This is a genomic window from Methylobacterium organophilum, from assembly GCF_022179465.1.
GTDB classification, from domain to species: domain Bacteria; phylum Pseudomonadota; class Alphaproteobacteria; order Rhizobiales; family Beijerinckiaceae; genus Methylobacterium; species Methylobacterium organophilum.
This window is the reverse complement of the sequence record NZ_BPQV01000004.1, coordinates 296068-323030: the sequence shown is the minus strand read 5'-3', so window position 1 is coordinate 323030 and position 26963 is coordinate 296068. Positions and strand designations below refer to the sequence as shown.

Genomic DNA, 26963 nt, shown 5'->3' with positions numbered 1-26963 from the left:
TCAGGCCCGCTCGGGATCCCCCCACGAGCCGAGCGCGAGGCGGCTCAGTCCGCTCATGGCGAGGAAGAGGAGGATGCCGGCCGCGGTGATCAGCGAGAGCGCGGCGAACATCCGGGGAATGTCGAGCTGGAAGCCGGCCTGAAGGATCTCGTAGGCGAGCCCTGCGCTGCGCCCGCCGGTGCCGGCCACGAATTCCGCCACGACGGCGCCGATCAGCGCCAGGCCCGAGGAGATGCGCAGCCCCGCGAAGAAATAGCCGAGGGCGCTCGGGATGCGCAGGCGCAGGAGCGTCTGCAGGCGGTTGGCCCGGTAGACCCGCATCAGGTTGACGAGGCCCGGATCGACGCTGCGCAGGCCCACCGTCGTGTTCGAGATCATCGGGAAGATCGCGATGATGGTCGCGCAGATCACGAGGGCGATCTGGGTGTCGCGCACCAGGATGATGATGAGCGGGGCCACCGCCACCACGGGGGTGACCTGCAGCATCACCGCGTAGGGGAAGAAGCCGCGCTCGATGAAGCGGCTCTGCACGAACAGGAAGGCGATCAGGGTGCCGAGCACCGTGGAGAGGGCGAAGGCGATCAGCGTCACGCGGATCGTGCTCCACAGGGCGTGCATCAGGTCCGGCCCGTTCTGGACGAGCGAGGCCGCGATCACGGTGGGCGCCGGGAACAGGTATTCCGGGATCGCGAAGCCGCGGCACAGGGCCTCCCACAGGCCGAGCACGCAGAGCCCGACCACGACCGGCGGCATCACCGCCTGGAAGCGGGGATTCTTGGACAGCGGGGTCATGCCTCGGCCTCCGGGGCGGCGGTGCTCGCCGGGTCGCTGGCGAGGGAGGCCTCGGTCAGGAGGCTGGAGAGCCGCTGGCAATATTCGGCGAAGCGCGGGCTGCGCCGGAAGGCGTCGCCGCGGGGATGGGGCTCGTCGATGGTCATCTCGGCGAAGATCCGGCCCGGCCGGGCTGCCATCACGATGATGCGGGTCGAGAGGAACACCGCCTCGTAGATCGAGTGGGTCACGAACAGCACGGTGAGCGAGCGCCGCCACCACAGGTCGACGAGGTCGGAATCGAGCTTGTTGCGGGTGAACTCGTCGAGGGCGCCGAAGGGCTCGTCCATGAGCAGGAGGTTCGGCTCGGTGACGAGGCCGCGGGCGATGGCCGCGCGCATGCGCATGCCGCCCGAGAGCTGGCGGGGATAGCTGCGGCCCTTCTCGCCGAGGCCGACCATCTCCAGCGCGGCCTGGACGCGGGGCGCGGCCTCCGCCTTCTTGACCCCCGCGAGGTCGAGGGGCAGGCGCACGTTCGAGGCGATGCGCAGCCAGGGCATCAGGGTGGCGTCCTGAAACACCACCGACATGCGCCGGCCCTCGGCGCCGACCCCGTCGAAGCCGCCGCGCCACCACAGCAGGCGGCCGTCGCTCGGCTCGGCGAGGTTGGCGATGAGGGAGAGCAGGGTACTCTTGCCGCAGCCCGAGGGGCCGATCAGCGAGATGAACTCCCCCTCGCGCACGGTCAGGCTGACCGGAGCCAGGCCGCGGGTGCCGTCCGGGAAGACCTTCTCCGCGGACAGCACTTCCACCGCCGGCGCGGCGTTGGCGGCCGGCCGGTTCATCCGTTCGGGCGCCGGCTGGGGCGGGATCGCCTCCATGGGCCGCGGCGAGGAGGATCGGGCGAGCGCCGCCATCGGGTCCTCACTCGGCCTTTGCGGTCAGGGCGGGCATGAAGGCGAGGCTGAAGGCCTTCTTCCAGTCGGTCTCGGGCTTCAGCAGGCCGGCTTCGACGAGGTAGTCGTAGCTGGTCTTCCAACGGGCCTCGGTCATGGTGCCAATCGGGACGTTGGCGTCGCCGCCGAGCACCTTGAGTTCCTTCAGCTTGGCGATGCCGAAGGCGATCTGGCCGTCGGTCATCTTCGGGTTGTCCTTCTTGATCAGCGCGTTGCCCGGCGCCGGATCGGCCATGTAGCTCTTCCAGCCCTCCATCGAGGCGGCCACGAACTTGCGCATCGCGTCGGGCTTGGACTCGATCAGCTTGCGGGTGGTGACGATCGTGGTGCCGTAGGGCGGATAGCCGTCCTTCGCGAAGAGGTAGAAGTTCACCGGCACGCCCTTCTCCTGCGCCTGGAACGGCTCGGAGGAGGGATAGGCCTGCTGGACGACGGTCTTGTCGGCGAAGAAGGGCTGCAGGTTGAAGGTATAGGCCTTCACCTGCGCGTCGGAGAGCGCGTATTTCTTCTTCAGCCAGGGCCACCAGGAGGTCATGCCCGAGCCCGCGACCAGGATGGTCTTGTCCTTGACCCCGGCCAGGCTCTTCACGTCCTCGTGGGTCATCATGCCCTGGAGGTCGTACTGGAAGGAGGCGGCGACGGTGACCGCCGGCAGGCCCTTCTCGGCCGCCTGGAGGACCTGGAAGTCGAAGCCCATGATCGCGTCGGCCTCGCCGGCGAGCAGGAGCTGCATGCCGTTGACCTGCGGGCCGCCCATGCGGATCTCGACGTCGAGGCCCGCCTTCTCGTACAGGCCCGTCGCCTTGGCCTGGTAGAAGCCGCCATGCTCGGCCTGGGCGTACCAGCTCGTGAGGAACACGATCTTCTCTGCCGCCGAGGCCGGGCCGGCCAGGGTCAGCGCGGCGACGGAGGCGAAGCCGGCCAGCATAACGCGCCGGCCCGGACGGGACCGCACCGCATCAGAAGGCCGAGGATAACCGAACGCCCGCATGTGGAACCCCCATAGCCCGGACATTGCCGCCTGCCCTTCGGACGCACAGGCCGTGCCGAGTCGATGCCCGAACGGTGGCGGCCGTATCGCTGCTTGGAAAGCACCGTTTTTCGGACGGCGTGTGCGCGTTTTGAGGTCGCTGATGCGGCTCCGGGCGTTTGCACAGGCTCGATGCCGCAAGGGGTTAGGCGCTCTCTTCGAAGCGTTCTCAAAAAGCGGTCAGGACGGCCGTCGGTGATGCGGATCCGAGATTGGCAAGGTCCCTGCTAAGGGCCTGCGCGGGGGCTTGGCGTTCACGAGAGACGCGGGCTTGGTCGATATCCGCCTCGCGGGACGGTCGCGCGGATGTCGCAGCACATCGCCGGAAGGCGGGACGAGGGTCGCGAGGGTCCATGTTGCATCATCGCCTGCTCGGCTACCTCGACGAGGTCGCCCGCAGCGGCTCCATCCGGCGGGCGGCGACCCGCCTCAACGTGGCCTCCAGCGCGATCAACCGTCAGATCCTCGCGCTGGAGGAGGAGATGGGCACGCCGCTCTTCGAACGTCTCCCCCGGGGCCTTCGCCTCACCGCCGCCGGCGAGGTGCTGATGCGCCACGTGCGCGAGACCCTGAAGGAGCACGACCGCGTCCTCGCCCAGGTCGCCTCCCTCAAGGGCCTGACCCGCGGCGAGGTGACGGTCGCGACCATGGCGAGCCTCGCCGCGGGGGTGCTGGCCGGCGTGATCCGCGAGTTCCGCGAGACCAATCCCCGCATCGTGGTCAAGGTCGCGGTGCTGCCGGTGGACGACATCGTGCAGGCCGTGCTCGCGGGCGAGGCGGATCTGGCGCTCGCCTACCGCATGCCGCCCAATCCCCGCCTCCACCGGATCGCCGAGTTCGAGCACCGGCTCGGCGCGGTGATGGCGCCCGAGCATCCCCTTAACGGGCGCTTCCACGTGCGCATGGCCGATTGCCTCGAATACCCGATCGTCACGGCCGACCGCTCCATGACCCTGCGCGACGTGCTGGAGATGCTGGTGCCCCAGGGCGCGACCTTCACCCCCGCCGTCGAGACCAATTCCATCGAGCTGATGAAGCGGCTCGCCCAGACGCCGCCGCACATCACCTTCGTGAACCTGTCCGATGTCGGCGAGGAGATCCGCCGCGGGGTGCTGGCCTTCACGCCCCTCTCGGACGCCGCCGCCATCACCCAGAAGGTGACCCTGTCCCAGCGTGCCCGCGCCTCCCTGGACGGGCCGGCGCATCTCCTGGCGAGCCGCCTCGAGGCGGCCTTCGAGAAGCACAGCGCGGTCGACTGACCCCCTCTTCTGCCCATCAAGGACCCGAACCCACGATGCTGCCCGACGCTGCGGCCTATCTCCTGCGCAATGCCCGCGTTCCGGGCGTCTTCCTGCCCGGCGGCGTGCCCGCGGGTGCTGCGACCGACGCGGACGGGAGCCCCCTCCTCGACCTCGTCGTGGCGGACGGGAAGCTCGCCCGGATCGTCCCCGCGGGCCATGGGCCCGCGGACTTGCCCGCCTTCGACCTGAAGGGGCGCCAGGCTTGGCCGCGCCTGATCGACGTGCACACCCATCTCGACAAGGGCCATACGGTGGCGCGCACGCCGAACCCGGACGGCGATTTCCCGGGCGCGCGCGACGCCACCACCGCGGACCGCACCCGCTACTGGACCGCGGAGGATCTGCGCCGGCGCATGGAATTCGGCCTCGCCTGCGCCGAGGCCCACGGCGTGGCGGCGATCCGCACCCATCTCGACAGCCAGGAGAGCGGGGCGGGCGAGGGCTCCTCCCGCGACCAGGCGGCGGTGACCTGGGGCGTGTTCCGCGAGATGCGCGACGCCTGGGCCGGCCGGATCACCCTGCAGGGCGTCGGCCTCACCCCGATCGACGCCTATGCCACCCCCTACGGCATCCGGCTCGCCGACCTCATCGCCGAATCGGGCGGCCTGATCGGCGGCGTCACCCGGCCGACCGGCGGCCTGCACGGGCAGGCGCTCGACGAGATGGACGGGCTCCTCGACGATCTCTTCCGCCTCGCCCGGGAGCGCGATCTCGACGTGGACCTCCATGTCGACGAGACCGGCGATCCCCAGGCCGCCTCGCTGGCGGCGATCGCCCGGGCGGTGCTGCGCAACGGCTACGAGGGCCGCGTGACCTGCGGGCATTGCTGCAGCCTCGCCGTGCAGGATCCGGAGACCGCGGCCGCCACCATCGCCCTGGTGGCGCAGGCCGGCCTGCGCATCGTTACCCTGCCCACGGTGAACCTGTATCTCCAGGACCGCAGCCGCGGCCGCACCCCGCGCTGGCGCGGCGTCGCCCCGGTGCAGGAGCTGAAGGCGGCCGGGGTGCCGGTGGCCATCGCCGGGGACAATTGCCGCGACGCCTTCTACGCCTACGGCGATCACGACGTGCTCGACACCTTCCGCATGGGCGTGCGGATCCTGCATCTCGACCACCCCTTCGCCGACGCGCCGGCGATGGTCGGCCCCCTCCCAGCCGCCATCATGGGCCTCGAAGCCGGCTCCGTGCGCGAGGGGGGACCGGCAGACCTTATCCTCTTGGCCGCACGCACCCTCAACGAGGTGCTGGCCCGTCCGCACGCCAACCGCCTCATCCTCACGAACGGCCGCCGCCTGCGTGCGGAGGCGCCGTCCTACGAGGCTCTGGATGGGGAATCCGCTGCTTGGTAGGCAGCGCAGCGCGGTCGGTCTGCGCGCAAGAACGCATTGGTGTCACTCGCGTTTTCGCCTCGGCGTGCGGAATCGCACGCCCACCCTCGCCTGCGCGCGGATTGCCACTTTCTGCGGCATGGCGCAGATGCATGTCTTGAAGTGACTGAAAAACCTCAGATTATGGCGCTCGGTTGTCTCGTCCGAATGGTTGGTTGTAAGAATTTTGTCTTATTTATGCTTATATTGCTGTAAAACTGCATAGAAAACGTGCGGAACCTGTTGATTGAAAAGGCATTCCTGCCCAACTAGACAACATGACGGGCAACCTGAGCCGCATTCATGCGGCGCTCGATCCCGCCAACGGAATGCTATCATGACCGCACGCACGCTCACCGCCGCTGCCCTTGGCCTCGCCCTCGGACTGTCTGGCGCCACCGCTTTCGCTCAGAGCTACAACGCTCCCGCCGGCATCGCTCCGGCTGTGGCCCCGGGCGGCCTTCAGGGCCGTGCCGCCCTCCCGAACCTGGCCGAGGCCAATGGTGGCCTGCTGCCGGGCGTCGCTGCCCGCGGCTACGATGACGGCATCGCTACCGGTACCGTCCGCGCCCCGCGCGGCGAGCGCCTCCACTCCGGCCGCTGAGCCGCCCGGCCCCGCAAGGGGCCTTATGAGAAAAGGGCCGGCCGCATGAGCGGCCGGCCCTTTCGTTTATTCGGCTACGGCCTCGGCGGCCTACTTGATCACTGCGCAGCCGATGCGCGGGCCGGCGCCTCCGATGGGCTGGGTGTTGTGATCATCCTCGTTGGCATGGATGATCAGGGCCGAGCCGTCGGCGTCCTTCAGGCCGCCCTCACCGGTCAGCGGCGTCTCGCTCGACACTTCCGCGTTCACCGAGCCGTCTGCCGCCGCATAGATGTTGGGCAGGTCGCCCTCGTCCGGGCCATCCGGGTTGAGCAAGCCATGTTTGCTCTGGTCGTGGTTCACATGCGCTTTCGACTTCTCGAACTTCTCCGTGTCCGAACAGTCGCCGACCGCATGGAAATGGATGCCGTGCCAGCCCGGAGGCAGGCCGCCGGGCTGAATCGTCACGCGGAGCACCAGGGTATTGGCGCCGTCGCGGATGGCGATCTTGCCGATGGTCTCGCCCTTGCCGTTGGTGACCGGGCTCTCGTAGGTCTGTGGCGCGGCGGGCGCCGCCGCTTCCTTGTCCTGGGCCGAGGCGGGCCCCGCAACGCTTGCGACCGCAAGACCGAGGGCAACGGGGATGATGGCGAGTTCTCTCACGGGCTGACACTCCTCTCCGCGATGGTTTAGGTAGGTTCCGGCCGATCCTAGCCCAGGGGCAGGGCCGAGGACGATGGCGCCCCACCACCCAAGACAGTGAACGATCGACGATGACGCGCGAGCGCCAGCGCGCCGACCGGCTTCTGGTCGAGCGCGGTTTCTTCGAGAGCCGGGCGCGGGCGCAGGCCGCGATCGAGGCGGGTCTCGTGGCTGCCGACGGCCGCACGGTCGTGCGGGCATCCGACCTGCTGCCCCTCGAGGCTCGGATCGAGGCGCACGCCCCCCATCCTTACGTGTCCCGCGGCGGACTCAAGCTCGCCGCTGCGCTCGACGCCTTCGGCATCGACCCGGCCGGGCTCGCTTGCCTCGATGCCGGCGCCTCGACCGGTGGTTTCACCGATGTGATGCTGCGCCGGGGCGCGATCCGGGTCGTCGCGGTCGATGTGGGGCGGGATCAGCTTCACCCCAGCCTGCGCGCCGATCCCCGCGTGACGAGCCTGGAGGCCACGGACCTGCGTGCCCTCTCTGCCGAGACCGTGGGATTCGCAGCCGCCCTCGTCAGCGTCGATGTGAGTTTCATCTCCCTGCGGCTGGTGCTACCGGCGCTCGCCGCCCTGAGCGCCCCCGGGGCGGCTCTCGTCGCGCTGATCAAGCCGCAATTCGAGGCAGGCCGCGAGCGGATCGGCCGCGGGGGGATCGTGCGCGACGAAGCGGTGCATGCCGCGGTATGCGCGGAGATCCGCCGCTTCGTCGAAGGGCTTGGCTTCCAGATCCTCGGCCTGATCCCCTCTCCCGTGGAGGGGGGGAACGGCAATCGTGAATTCCTGATCGGTGCCCGCAAACTCTCCCATGTCTGATCCCCAAGCCGACCCGGACATCGTGGTAATCGACCGTCTCGGCATCCGCGGTGACGGACTTACCGCGGAGGGTCTCGCCATACCCGGGGCTCTGCCGGGGGAGCACGTGCGCATCGAACGGGCCGGGAACCGCGCCCGGCTCCTTGCCATCGAAAGCGCGTCGCCCGAGCGCGTCGCGCCTTTCTGCCCCTATTATGCGCGCTGCGGCGGCTGCGTGATGCAGCATCTCGCTTCCGAGCCCTATGCGGCCTGGAAGCAGGAGGGCGTGGCGAGGGCGTTGGGCCAGGCCGGCCTGGAGACGGATCTCGCCTCGCTCCGCGACGCCCACGGGGCGGGACGGCGCCGGCTGATTCTCCATGTGCGTCGCATCGAGGGCGCGGCCCGGGCCGGCCTGATGGCGGCCCGCAGCCACGACCTGGTGCCGATCGACCACTGCCCCATCACGGTGCCGGCCCTGCATCGGGCGCCGGCCGTCGCGGAGGCGCTCGCCGTGCCGCTCGGGCGCGGCGCCAAGCCCCTCGATGTGCAGGCGACGGCGAGCCGTGCCGGCCTCGATATCGACATCCGCGGTCATGGTCCCGTCGACGAGGGTGTCCGGGCCGCCCTGACCCGGCTTGCCGCCGAGCTCGACCTCGCCCGCCTCTCGCTCCACGGCGACATCGTCGTCGAGCGCCGGCCGCCCGTGCTTGCCTCCAGCGGCGCGGCGGTGGTGCCGCCTCCCGGCGGCTTCCTGCAGGCGACGGAGGCGGGCGAGGCGGCGCTGACCGAGCTGGTCCTGGCGGCGCTGGACAAGCGCGTGAAGCGTGTCGCCGACCTGTTTTCCGGCTGCGGCCCCTTCGCCCTCGCCCTCGCCCGAGCGCATGAGGTGCATGCGGTCGAGGGGGAGGCCGCCCCGCTCGCGGCCCTCGACCGCGCTTTCCGGGCGTCGCAGGGCCTGCGCCGGATCACCACCGAGCGGCGTGACCTGTTCCGTCGACCGCTCCTGCCGCTGGAGCTCGACCGCTTCGACGCCGTGGTGTTCGATCCCCCCCGGGCCGGCGCCCAGGCCCAGGCGGCCCGGCTTGCCGAATCCAAGGTTCCTCTCGTCGTCGGCGTGTCCTGCGATGCGGGCACCTTCGCCCGGGATGCCGCAACCCTTGTTGAGGGTGGCTATCGCCTGGAGCGGGTCGTGCCGGTCGATCAGTTCCGCTATTCCGCCCATGTCGAGATGGTCGGCTTCTTCCGCCGCCCGCCCGCCGGACGCGGGCGTTCGCTGACGGCGGGCAAGGTCCGCCGTTGAGCTCTACTCCTCAGGATTGATCCACGGATTGGCGCGCAGCCGCTCCACGGCGAGATCGATGAAGGCGCGCGTCTTGGCCGGTGCCCGCCGTCCCTCCGGACTCACGACATGGACGGGCCGTGGCTCTTCCTCGTAGTCGGTGAGCAGGAGCCGCAAGCGCCCCTCCGCCACGGCGGGGGCGACCTGATAGGACAGGAGGCGGGCGATGCCCTGCCCGTCCAGGGCCGCGGCGAGCACCGCGTCGATGGTGCTGCAGATCAGGCGCGGGCGCAAAGCCACGCTCGTCCTGCGCTCCCGGCCGAAGCGCCATTCTGGGGTAGCGGAGAGGTTGGTCGAGGCGATGATGGTGTGGTCCTGCAGGGCGTGCGGCGTATCCGGTGCGCCATACCGGTCGAGATAGGCCGGCGCCGCGCAGACCACCTGGCGCACGCGGCCGACGCGGATCGCGCTGAGCCCGGAATCGGGCAGATGCCCGATCCGCACCCCGACATCGGCGCCGTCTTCGAGCATGTTGACGATGCGGTCGAGGAAGAGGGCGCGCGCCGTCACGCCGTCGTGCTGCGCGAGATACGCGGTGAGGATCGGAAGCACGTGGATCCGGCCGAATTGGACCGGGGCCGTCACGGTGAGCAGGCCCGTCGGCTGCCGGTAGGAGCCCGCGGCGGCGGCCTCCGCCTCCTCGATCTCCCCCAGGATCCGCCGGCAATCCTCCAGGTAGCGGGTGCCGGCTTCGGTGAGCTTCACCGAGCGCGTGGTCCGGGTGAGGAGGCGCGTCCCGATCGTGTCCTCCAGTGCGGCGACGGCGCGGGTCACCGCCGGCGGACTCAGGGCGAGGGCGCGCGCCGCGCTCGCGAAGCCGCCGCTCTCCGCGACGCGCAGGAAGACCCGCATCGCCTGCCAGCGGTCCATCGCCCTGCCCTCCTTCTCCGCGATTGTTCCGTTCAACGGAACAGTCGATTGCCGAGAATGCCGGTTCTCCCGGTGGGGGGAAAGGGTTTGAGTGGTCCGAGACCGGCGATTGGGCCGGCCGGATCCCGGAGGACGACCCCGTGAAGCTCTACGATCTCACCCTGTCGGGCCATGCCCACCGGGCCCGCCTGTTCCTGTCGCTGCTCGGCCTGGCCTACGAGCGGGTCGAGGTCGACGTCGCGGCGGGCGCGCACAAGGCGCCCGCCTTCCTGAGGATCAATCCCTTCGGGCAGGTACCCGTCCTCGACGACGACGGCACCGTCGTCCCGGATTCGAACGCGATCCTGGTCTATCTGGCCAGGAAGCTCGGCCGGACCGACTGGCTGCCGGAGGATCCGGTCGGGGCGGCCCGGGTGCAGCGCTGGCTCTCCGTGGCCGCGGGCCAGATCGCCTTCGGGCCCTGCGCGGCCCGTCTCGTCACCCTGTTCGGCGCCTCCTTCGACCCGGAGGAGGTGATCGCGCGCTCCCATGCCATCCTGCGCCTGATCGAGGCGGAGCTCGCCGGCCGCGACTGGCTCGCCGCCGATCACCCGACCATCGCCGACGTGGCGGCCTACAGCTACGTCGCCGCCGCGCCGGAGGGGAATGTCGACTTGGCCCCCTACGCCCATGTCCGCGGATGGCTGTCCCGTGTCGAGGCGCTGCCCGGCTTCGAGCCCTTCCCGAAGAGCGCAGCGGGCCTGAACGCCCCCAGGGAGGCCGAGCGATGATCCCCGAGGCGGCGCAGGCCGCTCCCTGGCATCGGGGCGAGCGCGCGATCCAGCGCAGCGCCGGCGTGGCGGAGCGCATGGCCGAGATCGGCCCGCGGGTGATCCGCGACCACCTGATCCCGCAGCACCGGGACTTCTATCCCCTGCTCTCCTTCGTGGTGCTCGGGGCGGTGGATCCGGCTGGCGGCGTCTGGGCGAGCCTGCGGGCCGGCGAGCCCGGCTTCCTCCGGTCACCCGATCCGCTCCACCTGCACGCCGCGCTGACGCGCGACCCCGCCGATCCGGCCGAGGCCGGGCTCGAGGACGGGGCGGCCGTGGGGCTCCTCGGCATCGACCTCGCCACGCGCCGCCGCAACCGCCTCAACGGCACGCTCCGGCGCTGCGATGCCCGGGGTTTCGACGTGTCCGTGGCGGAGAGCTTCGGGAATTGCCCGCAATACATCCGTCCGCGGCTGGGCCGGCCCGCGCCGGATGCAGGGGATGCGAGGCCCGGCCCTACGCTCTCGGAGCGCCTCGAAGGGCCGGCCCGGGCGATCGTGGCTGCGGCCGAGACCTTCTTCGTGGCGAGTTCTCTCGACCGGGAGGACGGGCGCCGGCAGGTGGACGTCTCCCATCGCGGCGGTCCGGCCGGCTTCGTGCGGATCGACGAGGACGGCGTGCTCACGGTCCCCGATTATCCCGGCAACCGCTTCTTCAACACGCTGGGCAACATGCTGGCGAACCCCCGGGCGGGACTGGTCTTCGCCGATTTCACCACCGGCGACCTCGTCCAGATGACGGGCGAGGCGGACGTAGTCCTCGACGGGCCGGAGATCGGGCGGGTCGCGGGCGCCGAGCGGCTCTGGCGCTTCGCCCCGCGCAAGGTGGTGTTCCGTCCCGGCGCCTTCCCGCTGCGCTTCACGCCGGCCTGACGCGGGGGATCAGAACAGCCGGCCCTGCGCGTCCTCGTCGCTGGAGCGGGCCGGCCCCTGCGCGTCGGCCCGCTTCGCCGGCTCGGGCTGCGGCGTGCCCACGGGGGTGAGGAGATCGGGATCGTCGTTGCGCACGCTGTTGACGCGGTCGCTGACCGCGTCGAGGGTGAGCCATTCATCCGGGCAGGGCCGGCACAGGGCGGCCGCCGCGCCCCCGTCGACATGGTCGGTATCGAGCCAGGCGGCGACGCCCTCCGGCGAGAGGATCGCCGGCATGCGGTGGTGGATCGCGGCGAGGGTGCCGTTGGCGCCGCAGGTGACGATGGCCGCGGTGTCGACCTCCGAGCCGTCCGCCCCCATCCAGGGCTCCCACAATCCGGCCAGCGCCATCGGGGCGCCGTCGGCCCGGCGGATCGCGAAGGGCGTCTTCACGGCGGTTTTGCCCTGCCCGTCCCGCCGCCATTCGTAGAATCCGTCGGCGAGGAAGACGCAGCGGCGGTGGCGCAGGGCGCCGCGGAAGGTGGGTTTCTCGCGCAGGGTCTCGACCCGGGCGTTGATCACCAGGGGGAAGTCCCGCGGATCCTTGAGCCAGGCGGGCCAGAAGCCCCAGCGGACCAGGCGGACGTGGCGGGCGCCGTGATCGGCGGTCACCACCGGCACGGGCTGGGTCGGGGCCACGTTGTAGCGGGCCGGGAAATTCGGCCGCTCGGGATAGCCGTAGAAGGCCCGGTAGGTCTCCGGCGCCTGGGCGATGACGTAGCGGCCGCACATGGCTCAGGCCTCCCCCTCCCCGTCTCCGGCGAGCGACCATTCCTTCACCCGGGCGAGGTGGTCGTAGTCGGAATAGCGCTTGGCGTATTTGGCGTAGGGCCGCGAGGTATAGGCCGCCTCGCCGGTGAGGAAGCGGGCGATCAGGCCGCGCAGCCGCGCCTGATGCTCGGCGACGATCTCGACGAGGGTGCGCGCCTCGCCCCGGGGCGGCTTCAGCTCGGCGGGCTCGAAGGGCTTCCGGCCTCCCGAGGCGTGGACGTAGAGCAGGTCCGGCACCTCCGCCGCCTTGAGGCCGGGGAAGCCCCCCTGCATCAGCATCGCCGCCTCCAGGGTGAGCTGCGGCGCGAAGCCCGCGAAAACCTCTTTGTTGCTCGGGGGTTGGCCGGTCTTGTAGTCGACGATGCAGAAGCTGCCGTCCCGGCGCGCCTCGATCCGGTCGGCCCGGGCGGTCAGGGTGAAGGTCTCCTGGCCGAGGGGGATGGTCCAACGCCCGGATAGCTCCGTGTGCACGGCGGCGAGCTGCCCGCGCCGCTCCGCCTCCCAGGCCAGGAAATGCTCGGCCATGCGCTCGTAGCGCGGGAACCACTCCGCATAGAGCTCGGGATAGGTGTCGGAGAGGTCGCCGAAGGCGTTGGCGGCGATCTCGGCCAGGGTGAGGCGGGCCTTGTCGCGATCGGGAAGGGCGCCGGGATAGGCCTCGCAGAAGGCGCCGAGGATCGCGTGGATCAGGGTGCCGCGCTCGCTCGCGCCGGGCGGGGCGGCGAGCGGCTCCAGGGCTTCGAGCCCGAGCACGTGCTTGGCGAAGATCGCGTAGGGGTCGCGCACCAGGGTCTCGATCTCGGTGACGCTGAGTCTGCGCGGGAAGAGCGCCGGGTCCGGTTTCGGCTTCGGCTGGCTCGAACGCCTCGGAGCCGGCTCCGAAGCGGCTTCGAGACCGGCTCCGAGGCGCCTCAGCGAAAGCCCTGCCTGAAGAACCCCGTCCCACGAAGCCGGCCCGACGAAGGCGCGCAGGCGCTGCAGGAACCGCGAGGGCACGGTCGGGGCCCCTTCCCGCTTGGCGGCGCGGGTGATCACCGCGTCGCGGCAGCCCAGGGCCTGGACGAAGTCGTGGGCGCTCTGGCCGATGCGCCGCTCGGGCGGGTTGAGGCCGACGCGCTCGCGCATCGGGCGGTTGAGGAAGGCGTCGGTGCTGGCGGCCATCGGCCAGACGCCCTCGTCGAGGCCGCCGAGCACCACCCGGTCGAAGCCGAGGAGCCGCGCTTCCAGGAGGCCGAGGATGCGCAGGCGGGGATGGGCGTCGCGCTGGGCGCAGGGCACGATCCGCTCGCGGGTGAGCGCGGTGAAGAAGGCCGGATAGTCGCCGAAGCGGCCGGGCAGGGCCTCCTCGCCCGCGAGCGCCAGCTCGTCGAACAGGGCGTCGAGGCAATCGAGGGAGGGATCCTCCACCGGCTCCGGCCCGTCGAGCAGCCGGTCGCAGGTGACGCGGTGGGCGCCGGCCACCGCCACGAGGTTGCAGGTCTGGTCAGGATCGTCGGCGAAGCCCGCGAAGGCCGCCTCCAGCCGGTCGACCAGTTCTGCGGCCAGGTCCCAGTCCAGGGCCGTGAGCCGGCGCTTGGCCCGGGGCACCCGGCCCTGCGCCTCCCGCTCCCCGGCCACGGCGGCCCGCATCCCGGCAAAGCCCGGCTTCGGGGCCGGCCCCCGCAACGCCCCGATCTCCAGGGCCGCCGCCCCGCGCAGGACCGCGCTGCGGGTCAGGCCGAGCCGGACATCGGGATGGGCGAGCAGCGCCAGCACCCGCGCGGGCGCCGGCTCGGCGGCGAGCTCCGCCGCGAGCCGGGCGAGGCGTCCGGCCGGGCTGCGGGCGAGGCCTTCCCCGGCCGTGTCCTCGGCGCGCAGCCCCCAGCGGGCGAGTTCCGCGGAGACGCGCAGGGCCAGCCCCCGGTCGGGGGTGACGAGGGCGGCGCAGGCCTGCGGGTCCTCCAGGGTCTCCCGCAGGGCCAGCGCGATGATCAGGGCCTCCTCGCGCTCGTCGGTCGCCTCCACCACGGCGAGCCCGGCCAGGCCCTCGCCGGCGAGCCGTTCCCGCGCCGCCGCGTCGAACTCGGCCCAGGCATCCGTCGTGTCGGCCGGGCGCAGGGCCTCGGACAGGATGCGCTCCCGGGCGGCGCCCCGGGCGTCGGGGGCGCCGAGCGGCGTCACCGCGCTCCGGTCGAGGCCGAGGCAGCCGGGGCCGAGCAGGCGGTGCAGGATCGCCTGGGGATGGCCATGGGCGATCTCGCGGGACTCCCCCTCCCCCGTCTCGATGGCGTCCCAACCGGTCGCGTCGAGGCCGAGATCGAGCCCGGGCAGGACCACGGCGCCCCGCGGCAGGGCGGCGATGGCCGCGATCAGCCGGGCGGTCGCCGGCACGGAGCCGGTCGAGCCCGCCACGATCACCGGATCCCCGGGCCGCTCCCGCCGCAGGCGCTCGGCCTCCGCCAGGATCAGGGCGCGGGCCCGGGAGACCGGATCGCTCAGGGAGCGCTCGTGCAGGATCTTCGGCCAGTACTCGGCGGCGATCTTCAGGAAGTCGAGGGTGAGGCCGAAATAGCGGGAATGCTCCGCCTCGACCGCGGCGCCGATCTCCTCCCAGGGCAGGCCCTCGACGGTCAGCGCGTCCATGAGCCGTTCGAGATCGCCCGCGAGCCCGATCGCGTCCGCCGGTGAGGAGGGCACCAGGAAGGGCACGTCGTCGTCGATGGGCAGCAGGCGGCGGTCGACCTCCTCCGCCCAGCGCTGGACGAGGCGGGCGAGGATCAGCCGGCGCTCCAGGGGCGGGATCGGCGGGTGGAGCACGTCCTCGGCGGTTTCGAGCAGCGGGTTCGCGGCGAGGTCGAACTCCGCCTCGTCCGCCTCGCCCAGCGGGATCATCCGCGGCAGCAGGGCGGCCCGCCCCGGCAGGCGCCGCGACAGCACCGCCCCGAAGGCCCGGGCCGCCCGCCGGGTCGGCAGGTAGAGGGTCACGCCCGCGAGGGCGAGGGGATCCGTCCCGACCGGCCCCACCAGCCGCCCGTCGAGCAGGGCGTCGGCCAGGGCCGGCAGGAACGGCACGCCGGGGGAGATCGTGAAGACGGTCTGTGGACTGGGCATCGCGTCGGGTGGGCGGGAACCGCGGAAGGCCTGTCTAGCCGCCTCCGGCCCGGAACCGAAATGCGGCGAAGGGGCTTCGCCCGCTCCGCCTCGAGTCCTAGCCGCGGGTCAGCGGCGGGTGCCCAGGGTTCCGACGAAGGGATTGCCCTCGTTGCGCAGGCCCCCCGAGGCCATGCCGGGCATGAAGCCGCCCTGGGACGCGCCGGGCGGGTCGCCGCCCGGATTGGTGGAGTAATGCGGCAGGACGTAACTTCCCGTGTTGGTAGTATAGCCCCGCGTCAGCCTGTCGGCCGGCTTGGCGACCAGGCAATCCCCGTTGCCGCGCACCGCGAGATGCTCGTCCAGGTAGGACTTGCTGTAGTGCGAGCTTGCCTGGGCGACCTTGCCCTTCTGGGTCCTGTCGCTGCAGCCGTGATCGCGCGCGGCGGCGGCCGAGACGGACAGCAGCAACAGGACGGCGACCGGTACCCTACGCATCACGTGACATCTCCCTCCTCTTTGGACCGCCGTGCCGGCGGTCCCTCATGCCGGAGCCGCCCCCGCCCTAGGCGATCGGATGCGGCTCGGATTCTCCGTTCGGAGGCGGTGCCCGGTCAGACCGGGCGGACACCCTTGAGGTACTCTCCGCCCTTGGCGGTGTCGTAGCCGAACACGTACCGCTGGTTGCCGCGGATCTCGGATCGCACGGAGCTGGAGCCGCTCTCGCCCGAAGCCGCGCACTTGACGTTGTTCCCCGAGGCGACGACGTCGTTGTAGTGCCACTGTCCGATGCCCTTGGCATTGACGACCCAGTGGCCGCCGGCGGCGGACACGGCGTCCAGGGCGGCATCGTCGAGCGGGTAGGTTTCCTGGGACATGATGATCTCCTTTGACTGATCTTCGGTTGGGGGATGTTCGTTGGAGGAAGAGTCCGGTTCGCCGATCCGAGGGGTGATCGGTCAGACCGGGCGGATACCCTTGAGGTACTCTCCGCCCTTGGCGGTGTCGTAGCCGAACACGTACCGCTGGTTGCCGCGGATCTCGGATCGCACGGAGCTGGAGCCGCTCTCGCCCGAAGCCGCGCACTTGACGTTGTTCCCCGAGGCGACGACGTCGTTGTAGTGCCACTGTCCGATGCCCTTGGCATTGACGACCCAGTGTCCGCCGGCGGCGGACACGGCGTCCAGGGCGGCATCGTCGAGCGGATAGGTTTCCTGAGACATGTACGGCTCCTTCGAATAGGGTGCGTCTGGTCTGTGCTTGTCTGATAAGCTGTATCTATTACGGAAGCGTTTCTCTTCGCTGTTCTGTCGGATGCGAAGATCGTTTCCGGTTCGTTACTTAAAAATTTATCTGTTTTTCTCTTGTTCGTCTTGGTGTCGGCGGTGTTTTGCCGACACGAATGTCATGCACGAGCCTGAACGGAAGTTAGGTGCTGCGTCACACCCGATCACGCGCCGCTCCACTGGGCGAATAGGCAGGCGCTGCCGGGACATGGAGGGCGCCGGCGATCGCTCCGACCCCTTGCGGCGCGCAGAAAAGGGTATATGCACGTAAATCATGTCGTCCGAGCGCGCCATCGACGGTCCCTGCGTCTGCACCCAGCTGCGGCGGCTGACCCGCGTGGTCACGGCGGCCTATGACGAGGCCCTGCGTCCCTCGGGCCTGCGCATCACCCAGTTCTCGCTCCTGCGCATCCTCACCCGCCTCGGCCCGGTGCCGGTGACGCGGCTGGCGGAGGAGGCGGCCCTCGACCGTTCGACCATGGGCCGCAACCTCGACCCGCTGGAGCGGCGCGGCCTCGTGCGGCTGGAGGTGGGGGAGAGGGACCAGCGCGTGCGGGTCGTCCACCTGACCCAGGCCGGCCGCGACGCCCTGGCGGCCGCCACCCCCGCCTGGCGGGCCACGCAGGCGGACCTCGCCGGGCGGCTGCCGCCGGCGGCGGTCCGGGTGCTCGTGGAGGGCGTCGGCGCGATGGAGGCGCCCTGAACCGCCCCGCCCGACAGGTTTCGCAAGCCGTGAAGCGGGTATATGCCCGCAGCTGCCCGCCAGGATCGTGGAAGACAGTGCCGAAGCGTGCCGGACAGACCGCCGGGACCATCGCAGGAGACGTTGCCATGCAGAGACCCCGCGGCCCGATCCATTACGGATGGATCATGGCGGGCATGACCTTCCTGGTGCTGCTGGTCGGGGCGGGCCTGCGCGCCGCCCCGGGCGTGCTGATCGTGCCCCTGGAGCGGGAATTCGGCTGGTCGACGGCCACGATCAGCTTCGCCATCGCCGTCAACATCTTCCTCTACGGCATGGTCGGGCCCTTCGCCGTGGCGCTGATGGAGCGCTTCGGCCTGCGCCGGGCGGTCTGCGGCGCGCTCCTCCTGCTCGCCGCCGGCACCGCCGCCACCGCCTTCATGCGCGCGCCCTGGCAGATGGTGCTGCTCTGGGGGCTGGTGGTCGGCCTCGGCACGGGCATGGTCGCCAATGTCCTCGGCGCCACCGTGGCCAATCGCTGGTTCGTCCGCCATCGCGGGCTGGTGATCGGCCTGCTCACCGCGAGCAGCGCCACCGGGCAACTCGTCTTCCTGCCGGTGCTGGCCCAGCTCGTGGTGAGCCAGGGCTGGCGGGCGGTGTCCTTCGCCGTGGCGGGGGCGGCTCTGGCCCTGGTGCTGCCCGTCGCCTGGCTGATGCGGGACCGGCCGTCGGATCTCGGCCTGCCGCGCTACGGCGAGACGCAGCTGCAACCACCCCCCGCCGCCGGGAACCCGGCCCGGCGGGCGCTCCAGGGCCTCGCCCTGGGCCTGCGCTCCCGGGATTTCTGGCTGCTCGCCGGCACCTTCTTCGTCTGCGGCGCCTCGACCAACGGCCTCGTCGGCACGCATCTGATCCCGGCCTGCATCGACCACGGCATCCCGGAGGTGACGGCGGCCGGGCTGCTCGCCCTGATGGGCCTGTGCGACCTCGTCGGCACCACCGCCTCGGGCTGGCTCACCGACCGCTTCGACGCCCGCAAGCTCCTTGCCTGGTATTACGGCCTGCGCGGGCTCTCGCTGATGTTCCTGCCCTATTCCTTCGACGTGTCGTTCTACGGCCTGTCGCTCTTCGCCGTGTTCTACGGGCTCGACTGGATCGCGACCGTGCCGCCCACCGTGGCGCTCGCGGGCAAGAGCTTCGGCGAGGAGAACGCCGCGCTGATGTTCGGCTGGATCGCGGCCGCGCATCAGGTCGGCGCGGCGCTCGCGGCCTGGGGGGCGGGGACGATCCGCACCGGCACCGGCGACTACTTCGCCGCCTTCGTCTCGGCGGGGCTGCTCTGCCTCGTGGCGGCGCTGATGGCGCTGTTCGTGGGCCGGCGGCCCGACCCGGCGGCCTTGCCCGTCCCCGCCGGGGCGTGATGCCGAGCCGGCTGTGCATTGCGGCGAGAGGGCGCAGCCGACGCCCTTTCGCAGACGCGAAAGGCTGCCTACCTTGGGGTCTCCCGCAACGAACGAAAGGAGGTGATCCAGTGTCTCATTGTCATCAGCCGTCGCCGGCGACCAAGACCTGGACCGTTGCCTCCGGCGTGTGCGCCTGACGCATTCGCAGGATCACGGCAGGTTTCGTCGGACGAACACGGTTCGACAATGGAAGGGCCGCCCCCACCGGGGCGGCCCTTCGGTCTTTCAGCTGTGCCGTGGAAGCCGGGCGGGGCTCAGCGCTTCGGCCCCGGCTGGAACAGCGGCGTGGCGAGGGCCTCGCAGCGGGCCATCCAGAGGTCGCGCTCGGCGCGCAGGCCGTCGAGCTTGGCGATCTCGTCCTGGACGTGCTGGCGCAGCTCGCGGATCTCCTGGGCCAGGATGCGCTGCAGCTCGTCCTGGCGCTCCGCCTCCAGGCGCAGGCGCGCCTTCAGCAGCATGTTCTCGGCCATCAGCTCGGAGATTTCGTCGTCGGGCTCCGGCTCCGCCTTGGCCGCCGGCGGGATGACGCGGCGCGGCGGCCGGCTCTGCACGGGCTCCCCGCCGAAACCGGATTCGGCCATGCCGATCTCGCGGGCGGGCGGCTGCGGCTTGGCCGGGGACGGCGCGGCCTGGGGGGCGTCGCGCTGCTCGGCCGCCGCCGCCCGCATGGCGGCGAGCCAGTCGCGCAGGGGCCCCGGCGCGCCGGGGGAGCGGGGGGCGCTGTCCGGCGCGGGGTGCTGGCGGGCGGGTTCCGACATGGCGGCGTCCTCGGATCAGATGGCCGCATCTCGCCCGAACATGCTTAACGATCGGTAAAGGTTAACGGAGTTGCGGGCCCGCTGCCGCCCCCGGCGGCGGCGCCGGCTTGACCCTGTCCGAAATCCGGGCATGGCCTTCCGCGGCCGCCGGGCAGGGCCGGGGACGACGCCGTCGCGGCCGGCCCGGGACCCGATTCCGGAACGGCCCGGGAAGGATCCGTGATGCTCAGCGCCATGCCCTACATGCTGCTCGCCCTGCTGGCGGGGGCGAGCGTCGTGACGCAGCAGGTGCTCAATTCCAGCCTCAAGGAGAGCCTCGACTCGGCGACCTGGGCGGGCTTCGCGAGCTATTTCGTCGGCGTCCTCTGCATGTCCGCCCTGGCGCTGGCCCTGCGCGATCCCCTCCCCTCGGCGAGCGTGGCCGCGCGGGTGCCCTGGTGGGCCTGGGCCGGCGGCGCCTTCGGCACGCTCTTCATCGGGCTCGCGATCCTGCTGGTGCCCAAGCTCGGCGCGGCGACCTTCCTCGCCCTGCTGGTGACCGGCCAGATGCTCGCCTCGATCGCCTTCGACCATTTCGGGCTGTTCGGCCTCACCCAGCGCGCGATCGACCTGCCCCGCCTGATCGGCGTGGCGCTGCTGATCGGCGGGGTGGTGCTGATCCGGCGCTGAGGCGTCGGGGCGGCCTTCTCGCTCTGCTGCCCCGGCGCCTTCGCTCCCGTCTCCGCTGGCGCGTCGCGGGCGGTGCCGGTATCGGGCAGCCGCGGCCTTTCCGCGAGGGTGGGGCGCGTCATGCGACCCGCGCCCCGTCGGCGCCGGGCCGGCGAGGAGACCGACACGCCATGCCCCTTCCCGCGAACCGGGATGTCCTGATCGGCGTCGGACTGTCGTTCGTCGCGGGTTTCGTGGACGCCGCGGCCTTCATCGCCCTGACCGGCCTGTTCACCGCCCATGTGACCGGCAACTTCGTCCTGATCGGCGCGGAGCTCGTCTCCGCCTCGACGGGGGTCCTCGCCAAGCTGCTCGCCCTGCCCGTCTTCGTCCTGGCCGTGGCCGCCACCCGGCTGATCACGCGCCTCCTGGAGCGCACTGGGACGCGGCCGCTGCGGCCCCTGCTGGCGCTCGAGGCCGCGGTCCTGGTCGCGTTCGCGGTCGCGGGCATGGCCCTGTCTCCCCTCGGCTCGCCGGACGGCGCGCGGGCGATCGCCGTGGGCATGCTCGGCGTCGCCGCCATGGGGATCCAGAACGGGATCGGCCGCCTGGTCATCGGCCACCTGGCGGCGACGACCGTCATGACCGTCAACGTCACCCAGGCCGTGATCGACCTGACCGATCGCCTCTGCGGCGTGCGCCTCGGCGATCAGGCCGGCGCCCGGCTGCGGCGGACGCTCTCGGCGGTGCTGGCCTTCGCGTCGGGGGCCCTGGCGGGGGCGTTCGCCGTCGCCGCCTGGTCCTTCTGGTGCGCCCTCGTGCCGGCCCTCGTCCTGGCCGGGCTGCTCTTCGTGCGCGACCCGGACGGGGCGTGACGGAGGGCCCCGGGGCTAAAGACCGATCCTCACCCGCGGCGGGCCGCCTCGATGGCGGCGACGTCGATCTTTCGCATGGTCATCATGGCCGTGAAGGCCCGCCTCGCCTCCTCGCCCCCCGCCGCCAGGGCGTCGGTGAGAACGCGCGGCGTGATCTGCCACGAGATGCCCCAGCGGTCCTTGCACCAGCCGCAGGCGCTCTCCTGGCCGCCATGGTCGACGATGGCGTGCCAGAGGCGATCCGTCTCCGCCTGGTCGTCCGTGGCGATCTGGAAGGAGAAGGCCTCGCTATGCCGGAAGGCCGTGCCGCCGTTCAGGCCGAGGCACGGGATGCCGGCCACGGTGAACGCGACCGTGAGCACGTCGCCCGCCCGCCCGGACGGGAAGTCGGTCGGGGCGCGATGGACGGCTCCCATCGCGCTGTCGGGGAAGGTCTCGACGTAGAACCGGGCGGCCGCCTCGGCCTCCTTGTCGTACCACAGGCAGATCGTGTTCTTGGCGTTCCTCGCGGCCATGACGGCTTCTCCCTCGCGCGGCCGATTCGGCGCGGCCGGGCTCATCCAAGCATCGGGCACCGGGCGCCGCAAATGTCGGGGCCGAGGCTGGTCTCCTCCGGCACCGCGGCCGTCCCGCGCGCGCGCCGGGGCGGCAGGCCCCGGCCGCCCTCGGAGCCGGGTCGCGCCGCCGCCCTCCCTTGACTTGCGCCCGTCCCCGGCTTAACGCCGCCCTCCACATTCCGACGATCCATCGTCATGCGAGCCGCCGACCGGTCCGAGGGACCGGAGGTCAACGCCCGACAGCGCGTCCGCGCCCTCGGGCGTGCTTCGCGTTGGCGCGATCCGTGGAAAACCCCGAGGTGAGCCCGCATGGCGCCTGCCAAGACCGAGACGGCCCACAACGCGACGGCGTTGCGCATCGAGGATGCGGTGAACGAGCTGTGCCCGTGGTCGGGCAAGCCGATCGCCGCGGATTCGCTCACCCTCTACAACGGCGCCGTCGTGGGCTTCTGTAATCCCGAATGCCGGGACAAGTTCGCCCGGGCCATCGCCGGCTTCGAGGATGCGCTGCGGGCACGCCGCGTCCTCAAGGCCGGCCTCCACCAGTAGGGACGGGCGAGACCGCATGTTCGAAGGCCTGTCCGACCGCCTTTCCGGCATCCTCTCCGGGCTGACGCGCCGCGGCGCGCTGACCGAGGCCGACGTCACCGCCGCCATGCGCGAGGTGCGCCGCGCCCTGCTCGAGGCGGACGTGGCCCTGGAGGTGGTGCGCGGCTTCACGGACAAGGTCCGCGAGAAGGCCGTGGGCGCCACCGTGCTCAAGTCGGTGACCCCCGGCCAGATGGTCGTGAAGATCGTCAACGACGAGCTCGTGGCCATGCTCGGCACCGAGGCGAGCGTCGTCGACCTCAACGCCCCCGCCCCCGTCGCCATCCTGATGGTCGGCCTGCAGGGCTCGGGCAAGACCACCACCACCGCCAAGATCGCCCGGCGCCTCAACCAGCGCGACCGCCGCCGCGTCCTGCTCGCCTCCCTCGACACGCGCCGCCCCGCGGCGATGGAGCAGCTCGCGGTCCTGGCCCGGCAGGTCGAGGTCGAGAGCCTGCCGATCGTCGCCGGCCAGTCGGCGGTGCAGATCGCCCGGCGCGCCATGGAGGCGGCCCGCCTCGGCGGCTTCGACGTGGTGATGCTCGACACCGCCGGCCGCACCACGGTGGACGAGGCCCTGATGGCCGAGGCCGCCGAGGTGAAGGCGGCGACCAACCCGCACGAGGTGCTCCTCGTCGCCGACGCGCTGACCGGCCAGGACGCGGTCAACACCGCCCGCGCCTTCGACAGCCGCATCGGCGTCACCGGCATCGTGCTCACCCGCATGGACGGCGATTCCCGCGGCGGCGCGGCGCTCTCCATGCGCGCGGTCACCGGCAAGCCGATCAAGCTCGTCGGCGTCGGCGAGAAGGTCGACGCCCTGGAGGAGTTCCACCCGGCGCGCGTGGCCAACCGCATCCTCGGCATGGGCGACATCGTCTCCCTCGTCGAGAAGGCGGCGGAGACCATCGACGCCGAGCAGGCGATGCGCACCGCCGAGAAGATGCGCAAGGGCAAGTTCGACCTCGAGGACCTGTCCATGCAACTCGCCCAGATGGAGAAGATGGGCGGCATCGGCGGCCTGATGGGCATGCTGCCCGGCATGGGCCAGATCAAGAAGCAGGTCGAGGGCGCCAATCTCGACGAGAAGATGTTCAAGCGCCAGCGGGCGATCATCTCCTCGATGACGCCGCAGGAGCGCAGGAACCCCGACCTCCTCAAGAACAGCCGCAAGAAGCGCATCGCGGCGGGCGCCGGCGTGAAGGTCGAGGAGATCAACAAGCTCCTCAAGATGCACCGGACCATGGCCGACATGATGAAGGCCATGGGCTCGGGCAAGCGCGGCGGCATCGGCCAGGCGCTCGGCAACATGTTCGGTCTCGGCGGCGGCATGCCCGGCGGCTTGCCGGGCGGCATGAAGCTGCCCCCGGGCATGCCCGAGCCGACGCCGGAGCAGATCGCGCAGATCGAGAAGCAGTTCGGCGGCAAGCTGCCGCCGATGCCGCCGGGTCTCGGCGGGGGCAAGATGCCGGGCCTTCCGGGCCTCGGCGCGCCGAAGCTGCCGGGCCTGAGCGGCTTCCTGCCGGGCAAGAAGAAATGACGATCCTCTCCGCACAAGGGGTCGACCCCGAGCTCGCCCGCCTGCGCGACAGCATCGACAACTTCGATGCCGCGCTGATCCATCTGCTCGCCGAGCGCTTCCGCTGCACGCAGCGGGTCGGCGAGCTGAAGGCCCGCAAGGGCCTGCCTCCCTCCGATCCGGACCGGGAGGCGCGTCAGGTCAAGCGCCTGAGGAATCTCGCGGTCGAGGCCAAGCTCGACCCCGATTTCGCCGAAAAATTCCTCGCCTTCGTGGTGCGGGAAGTCATCCGGCACCACCAGACGATCGCGTTGAACGCCGATCTCCAGAAACAGACCGAAAGGAAAGACTAGATGTCCCTCAAGATCCGCCTCACCCGCGGCGGCGCCAAGAAGCGCCCCTATTACCGCATCGTCGTCGCCGACGCCCGCGCCCCGCGCGACGGCCGCTTCATCGAGAAGGTCGGCGCCTACGATCCGATGAAGGCCAAGGACGATCCGGCCCGCATCGTGCTCGACAACGAGAAGATCCAGTCCTGGCTCGCCAAGGGCGCCCAGCCGACCGACCGCGTCCTGCGCTTCCTCGACGCCGCCGGCCTGGCCAAGCGCCCGGCCCGTAACAACCCGAAGAAGGCCGAGCCCGGCGACAAGGCCAAGGAGCGTGCCGCCAAGCGTGCCGAGAAGGCCGCCGCCCCGGCCGAAGACGCCGCGGCCTGATCCGTCCCCCCCTCCCCCTTGCGGGGAGGGCTGCCCTCCCCCGCCCGGGGGGAGGGCATTTCTTTCGCGGAGATCGACAGGCACCGCATGGCCCGCCGCCCCGGATCCTCATCGCGCGGACCCGCGCGGCCCGAGCCGCTCGGCCCCGAGGCCGTCACCTCGGCCCGAAAGCCGGACGCCGCCAAAGCCGCGAAGGCCCCGCCGCCCGCCTCCCCCGATCCGGGCCTCGTCCTGCTCGGCGAGTTCGGCCGGCCGCACGGGCTGCACGGCGAGGTGCGGCTGAAATCCTATACCGGCGATCCCCTCGCCATCGCGGGCTACGGCCCCCTGCACGCCTCCGACGGGCGCACGCTCGAACTCGCGGAGGTCCGCCCCGCCCCGGGCAGCGCCGCCGACCTGCTGATCGCCCGGGTGAAGGGCGTCTCCGACCGCACCGGCGCGGAAGCCCTGAACCGCGTCACCCTCGCCATTCCCCGGGCGCGCCTCGGCGCGGCGGCGGATGAGGACGAGGTCTTCCTCGCCGACCTGATCGGCCTGTCCGTCCGCGACGGCGGCGGCGTGACCCTCGGCACCATCGTCGCCGTGCCGAATTACGGCGGCGGCGACCTTCTGGAGATCCGGCCCGCATCCGGCGGCGCCACCGCGCTCCTGCCCTTTACCAAGGCCTTCGTGCCGGTGCTGGCGCTGGCCGAGGGCCATGTCGTGGTCGCCGCGCCCGACGACCTCTTCGCCCCGCCCGGGCCGAAGCCCGCCGACGAGCCGGCCTGACCCTGCCTCGGGCCGCCGGCCCCCCGGGCGGCCGGTCAGGGGCCGTGCGAGACCATCGTGACGTGGGCGAGCCGGATCGGATCGGAGGACAGCGCCAGCGGCCCGTCGAAGGGACGCTCGTGCAGCGCGATCACCCCGAGCGTGGTCACGATCGCGATGGAGAACAGGGCGAGCGTCGCGGTCTGCGCCAGCGGGGATTCCCAATGGACCAGGGCGAGCGCCGTCAGCGTCAGCGCGGCCAGGACCAGCAGGGTCAGCCACTTGGTCTCGTCGCTCCGGGCGGCGCTCAGCGCCAGACGCTCGCTCCGGGCCGAGCGCAGCTGCATCACCGCTTCGAGCAGGGCCGCATGGGTGGCCTGGCCCGCCTCCGCGGCGATGCCCGGCGCCGCCGCCGCCTGGAGCAGGCGGCCGATGGCGTCGCCCGCCAGGGGCGAGGCGGCCCCGGTCTTGGCCATGGACGGCCATTCGTCCTTCACCACCGCATCGAGATAGGCGAAGAGCTGGGCGCGCAGCTGGCTCATGTCCGGCGCCGCGGCGATGCTCAGATCGAAGATGGCGAAGGCGTGGGTCCGCTCGGCCAGAACCACGCGCCCCGCCTGACGCTGGCGCTCCCAGGCATCGCTGGCGACGAAGCCGGTCAGCAGGGAGAGCAGCACGGGAATGATGCTGATGTAGGTCGGCACGATGCCGGGCGCGACCCGACGAATGACGGACCGCGTCCGGGGAAGGACGGTGAGCAGGATCAGGAGCCCGCAGAACGCCAGGAAGCCCCCCGTCAGGAGGGTGAACATCAACCAGACCGGTTGGTTGAGCCAGAAGCTGAGGAACATCGCAGGATCGATCGGAGCAGGAACGGCCCGCTACGTGACGTTGCGCCCGTTCCCATTCGGTAAAGGCGCCCCGGTCCCTCCCCAGGAGAGACGCCGAACCGGCCGAGCCACCGGCCATCCCGGATCCGGCGGAGGCCGCATCGTACCGCGCCCCGGTCACGGCTGCGTTGACCGGACCGGCCGGCCCCGTCATCAAGCGGCATGCGCGACAGCCCTCTGCCCGGTGCGGCCTCACCCTGGCGGGCCACCGTCCTGACCCTCTATCCGGAGATGTTTCCCGGGCCCCTCGGCCTGTCGCTGTCGGGCGACGCGCTCGCCCGCGGCGCCTGGAGCCTGGAGGCGCGGCAGATCCGCGAGCACGGCCTCGGCCGCCACCGCAGCGTGGACGACACGCCCGCCGGGGGCGGCGCCGGCATGGTGCTGCGCTGCGACGTGCTCGGGCCGGCCATCGACGCCGCCGCGCCCCCGGGTGATCCCCGCCCCCGCCTGCTGATGTCGCCCCGCGGCACGCCGCTGACGCAGGCGCGGGTGCGCGCCCTCGGCGCGGGGCCGGGCGTGGTGATCGTGTGCGGGCGCTTCGAGGGCGTCGACGAGCGGGTGATCGAGGGGCGCGGCCTGGAGGAGGTCTCGATCGGCGACTACGTGCTCTCCGGCGGCGAGATCGCGGCCCTGGTGCTGATGGATGCCTGCGTGCGCCTGCTGCCCGGGGTGATGGGCAAGCACGAATCCGGGGTCGAGGAGAGCTTCGAGGGCGGCCGCCTCGAATACCCCCATTACACCCGGCCGCGGGACTGGGAGGGCCGCGCCATCCCCGCGGTGCTGATGGGCGGCAACCACGCCGCCATCGCCCGCTGGCGGCAGGCGGAGGCCGAGCGGATCACGCGCGAGCGACGCCCGGATCTGCTGGGCGGCGACGAGCGGTAGGCGCCGCCTTCCCCCCCCCTCGACCGCGCTGCGCGCGGTTCTTCTCGCCCCAGGGCCGCGGAGAGGCGCTGCG

General features: G+C 71.7%; 30 protein-coding genes. 17 read left to right on the top strand and 13 right to left on the bottom strand.

Going from position 1 to position 26963, the window contains the following annotated elements; all coding sequences use genetic code 11:
- From MFF21_RS08985 to MFF21_RS08975, 3 genes are read right to left on the bottom strand one after another with little or no spacing between them, the layout of a single operon-like run.
- Positions 1 to 792: an ABC transporter permease gene (locus MFF21_RS08985; RefSeq protein WP_238310804.1), complete on the bottom strand. Its 792-nt coding sequence runs from the start codon at positions 790 to 792 to the stop codon at positions 1 to 3.
- Positions 789 to 1688: an ABC transporter ATP-binding protein gene (locus tag MFF21_RS08980; protein ID WP_238310803.1), complete on the bottom strand. Its 900-nt coding sequence runs from the start codon at positions 1686 to 1688 to the stop codon at positions 789 to 791. Before MFF21_RS08980 ends, MFF21_RS08985 begins: the two co-directional genes overlap by 4 nt.
- Before the next feature lie 7 nt (positions 1689 to 1695).
- A complete protein-coding gene (locus MFF21_RS08975; RefSeq protein ID WP_238310802.1) occupies positions 1696 to 2655 on the bottom strand; it encodes an ABC transporter substrate-binding protein in 960 nt (319 codons plus the stop codon).
- A 455-nt stretch (positions 2656 to 3110) separates the two neighbouring features.
- Between MFF21_RS08975 and MFF21_RS08970 the strand changes: the two genes are divergently transcribed.
- From MFF21_RS08970 to MFF21_RS08960, 3 genes are all read left to right on the top strand, one after another.
- A complete protein-coding gene (locus tag MFF21_RS08970) occupies positions 3111 to 4016 on the top strand; it encodes a LysR family transcriptional regulator (RefSeq protein ID WP_238310801.1) in 906 nt (301 codons plus the stop codon).
- 35 nt (positions 4017 to 4051) lie between these two features.
- A complete protein-coding gene (locus tag MFF21_RS08965) occupies positions 4052 to 5407 on the top strand; it encodes a cytosine deaminase (RefSeq protein ID WP_238310800.1) in 1356 nt (451 codons plus the stop codon).
- A 355-nt stretch (positions 5408 to 5762) separates the two neighbouring features.
- A complete protein-coding gene (locus tag MFF21_RS08960; protein ID WP_238310799.1) occupies positions 5763 to 6029 on the top strand; it encodes a hypothetical protein in 267 nt (88 codons plus the stop codon).
- A gap of 90 nt (positions 6030 to 6119) precedes the next feature.
- On the opposite strand, the gene MFF21_RS08955 is transcribed toward MFF21_RS08960, so the two are convergent.
- The gene (locus tag MFF21_RS08955) at positions 6120 to 6671 is read right to left on the bottom strand and encodes a superoxide dismutase family protein (RefSeq protein ID WP_238310798.1); all 552 of its coding nucleotides are present in this window, start codon (positions 6669 to 6671) and stop codon (positions 6120 to 6122) included.
- Positions 6672 to 6781: 110 nt separating this feature from the next.
- Between MFF21_RS08955 and MFF21_RS08950 the strand changes: the two genes are divergently transcribed.
- Together MFF21_RS08950 and MFF21_RS08945 are read left to right on the top strand one after the other, a co-directional pair.
- Positions 6782 to 7528 (top strand): TlyA family RNA methyltransferase, encoded by a 747-nt coding sequence (locus MFF21_RS08950; protein WP_238310797.1) that lies wholly within the window; start codon positions 6782 to 6784, stop codon positions 7526 to 7528.
- Positions 7521 to 8807, top strand: coding sequence for a class I SAM-dependent RNA methyltransferase (locus MFF21_RS08945; protein WP_238310796.1), 1287 nt, complete (start codon positions 7521 to 7523; stop codon positions 8805 to 8807). Before MFF21_RS08950 ends, MFF21_RS08945 begins: the two co-directional genes overlap by 8 nt.
- Before the next feature lie 3 nt (positions 8808 to 8810).
- On the opposite strand, the gene MFF21_RS08940 is transcribed toward MFF21_RS08945, so the two are convergent.
- Positions 8811 to 9716, bottom strand: a complete 906-nt coding sequence (locus MFF21_RS08940) for a LysR family transcriptional regulator (RefSeq protein ID WP_238310795.1) — start codon at positions 9714 to 9716, stop codon at positions 8811 to 8813.
- Positions 9717 to 9856: 140 nt separating this feature from the next.
- Here MFF21_RS08940 and MFF21_RS08935 point away from each other — a divergent pair, with 140 nt between their 5' ends.
- Both MFF21_RS08935 and MFF21_RS08930 read left to right on the top strand, forming a co-directional pair.
- Positions 9857 to 10486, top strand: a complete 630-nt coding sequence (locus MFF21_RS08935) for a glutathione S-transferase family protein (protein WP_238310794.1) — start codon at positions 9857 to 9859, stop codon at positions 10484 to 10486.
- Positions 10483 to 11397 carry a pyridoxamine 5'-phosphate oxidase family protein gene (locus tag MFF21_RS08930; RefSeq protein WP_238310793.1) on the top strand — a complete coding sequence of 305 codons (915 nt, stop codon included), beginning with the start codon at positions 10483 to 10485 and terminating at the stop codon, positions 11395 to 11397. The genes MFF21_RS08935 and MFF21_RS08930 overlap by 4 nt, the downstream gene beginning before the upstream one ends.
- A gap of 9 nt (positions 11398 to 11406) precedes the next feature.
- Here MFF21_RS08930 and MFF21_RS08925 read toward each other — a convergent pair whose 3' ends face one another.
- From MFF21_RS08925 to MFF21_RS08905, 5 genes are all read right to left on the bottom strand, one after another.
- A complete protein-coding gene (locus MFF21_RS08925) occupies positions 11407 to 12168 on the bottom strand; it encodes an SOS response-associated peptidase (RefSeq protein ID WP_238310792.1) in 762 nt (253 codons plus the stop codon).
- 3 nt (positions 12169 to 12171) lie between these two features.
- Positions 12172 to 15297 (bottom strand): double-strand break repair protein AddB, encoded by a 3126-nt coding sequence (gene addB / locus MFF21_RS08920; RefSeq protein WP_238310791.1) that lies wholly within the window; start codon positions 15295 to 15297, stop codon positions 12172 to 12174.
- 108 nt (positions 15298 to 15405) lie between these two features.
- Positions 15406 to 15774, bottom strand: coding sequence for a hypothetical protein (locus tag MFF21_RS08915; RefSeq protein WP_238310790.1), 369 nt, complete (start codon positions 15772 to 15774; stop codon positions 15406 to 15408).
- Between the two features lie 116 nt (positions 15775 to 15890).
- A complete protein-coding gene (locus MFF21_RS08910; RefSeq protein ID WP_238310789.1) occupies positions 15891 to 16154 on the bottom strand; it encodes a hypothetical protein in 264 nt (87 codons plus the stop codon).
- A gap of 81 nt (positions 16155 to 16235) precedes the next feature.
- Positions 16236 to 16499, bottom strand: coding sequence for a hypothetical protein (locus MFF21_RS08905; RefSeq protein ID WP_238310788.1), 264 nt, complete (start codon positions 16497 to 16499; stop codon positions 16236 to 16238).
- A gap of 337 nt (positions 16500 to 16836) precedes the next feature.
- On the opposite strand from MFF21_RS08905, the gene MFF21_RS08900 reads away from it, so the two are divergent.
- The gene (locus MFF21_RS08900) at positions 16837 to 17265 is read left to right on the top strand and encodes a MarR family winged helix-turn-helix transcriptional regulator (protein ID WP_238310787.1); all 429 of its coding nucleotides are present in this window, start codon (positions 16837 to 16839) and stop codon (positions 17263 to 17265) included.
- A 128-nt stretch (positions 17266 to 17393) separates the two neighbouring features.
- A complete protein-coding gene (locus tag MFF21_RS08895) occupies positions 17394 to 18665 on the top strand; it encodes an MFS transporter (RefSeq protein WP_238310786.1) in 1272 nt (423 codons plus the stop codon).
- 296 nt (positions 18666 to 18961) lie between these two features.
- On the opposite strand, the gene MFF21_RS08890 is transcribed toward MFF21_RS08895, so the two are convergent.
- Entirely contained in the window at positions 18962 to 19465 is a 504-nt protein-coding gene (locus MFF21_RS08890) for a flagellar biosynthesis protein FlhF (RefSeq protein WP_238310785.1), read from the bottom strand.
- 222 nt (positions 19466 to 19687) lie between these two features.
- Between MFF21_RS08890 and MFF21_RS08885 the strand changes: the two genes are divergently transcribed.
- Together MFF21_RS08885 and MFF21_RS08880 are read left to right on the top strand one after the other, a co-directional pair.
- Positions 19688 to 20134: a DMT family transporter gene (locus tag MFF21_RS08885; RefSeq protein ID WP_238310784.1), complete on the top strand. Its 447-nt coding sequence runs from the start codon at positions 19688 to 19690 to the stop codon at positions 20132 to 20134.
- Positions 20135 to 20304: 170 nt separating this feature from the next.
- Complete coding sequence (locus MFF21_RS08880; RefSeq protein ID WP_238310783.1) at positions 20305 to 20988, top strand: YoaK family protein; 684 nt, start codon at positions 20305 to 20307, stop codon at positions 20986 to 20988.
- Between the two features lie 29 nt (positions 20989 to 21017).
- Here MFF21_RS08880 and MFF21_RS08875 read toward each other — a convergent pair whose 3' ends face one another.
- A complete protein-coding gene (locus tag MFF21_RS08875; protein ID WP_238310782.1) occupies positions 21018 to 21503 on the bottom strand; it encodes a VOC family protein in 486 nt (161 codons plus the stop codon).
- 351 nt (positions 21504 to 21854) lie between these two features.
- On the opposite strand from MFF21_RS08875, the gene MFF21_RS08870 reads away from it, so the two are divergent.
- The 5 genes from MFF21_RS08870 (at position 21855) to rimM (ending at position 25136) form a co-directional block, all read left to right on the top strand.
- Positions 21855 to 22094, top strand: coding sequence for an eL24 family ribosomal protein (locus tag MFF21_RS08870; RefSeq protein WP_238310781.1), 240 nt, complete (start codon positions 21855 to 21857; stop codon positions 22092 to 22094).
- A gap of 16 nt (positions 22095 to 22110) precedes the next feature.
- A complete protein-coding gene (gene ffh, locus MFF21_RS08865) occupies positions 22111 to 23673 on the top strand; it encodes a signal recognition particle protein (RefSeq protein WP_238310780.1) in 1563 nt (520 codons plus the stop codon).
- Entirely contained in the window at positions 23670 to 24005 is a 336-nt protein-coding gene (locus MFF21_RS08860; RefSeq protein ID WP_238310779.1) for a chorismate mutase, read from the top strand. The genes ffh and MFF21_RS08860 overlap by 4 nt, the downstream gene beginning before the upstream one ends.
- Positions 24006 to 24368, top strand: coding sequence for a 30S ribosomal protein S16 (gene rpsP, locus MFF21_RS08855; protein ID WP_238310778.1), 363 nt, complete (start codon positions 24006 to 24008; stop codon positions 24366 to 24368). It abuts the gene before it with no gap.
- A gap of 87 nt (positions 24369 to 24455) precedes the next feature.
- Positions 24456 to 25136 (top strand): ribosome maturation factor RimM, encoded by a 681-nt coding sequence (gene rimM, locus MFF21_RS08850; protein WP_238310777.1) that lies wholly within the window; start codon positions 24456 to 24458, stop codon positions 25134 to 25136.
- A 35-nt stretch (positions 25137 to 25171) separates the two neighbouring features.
- On the opposite strand, the gene MFF21_RS08845 is transcribed toward rimM, so the two are convergent.
- The gene (locus MFF21_RS08845; protein WP_238310776.1) at positions 25172 to 25966 is read right to left on the bottom strand and encodes a bestrophin-like domain; all 795 of its coding nucleotides are present in this window, start codon (positions 25964 to 25966) and stop codon (positions 25172 to 25174) included.
- A 201-nt stretch (positions 25967 to 26167) separates the two neighbouring features.
- On the opposite strand from MFF21_RS08845, the gene trmD reads away from it, so the two are divergent.
- Complete coding sequence (trmD, locus tag MFF21_RS08840; RefSeq protein WP_238310775.1) at positions 26168 to 26890, top strand: tRNA (guanosine(37)-N1)-methyltransferase TrmD; 723 nt, start codon at positions 26168 to 26170, stop codon at positions 26888 to 26890.
- The last annotated feature ends 73 nt before the right edge of the window (positions 26891 to 26963 follow it).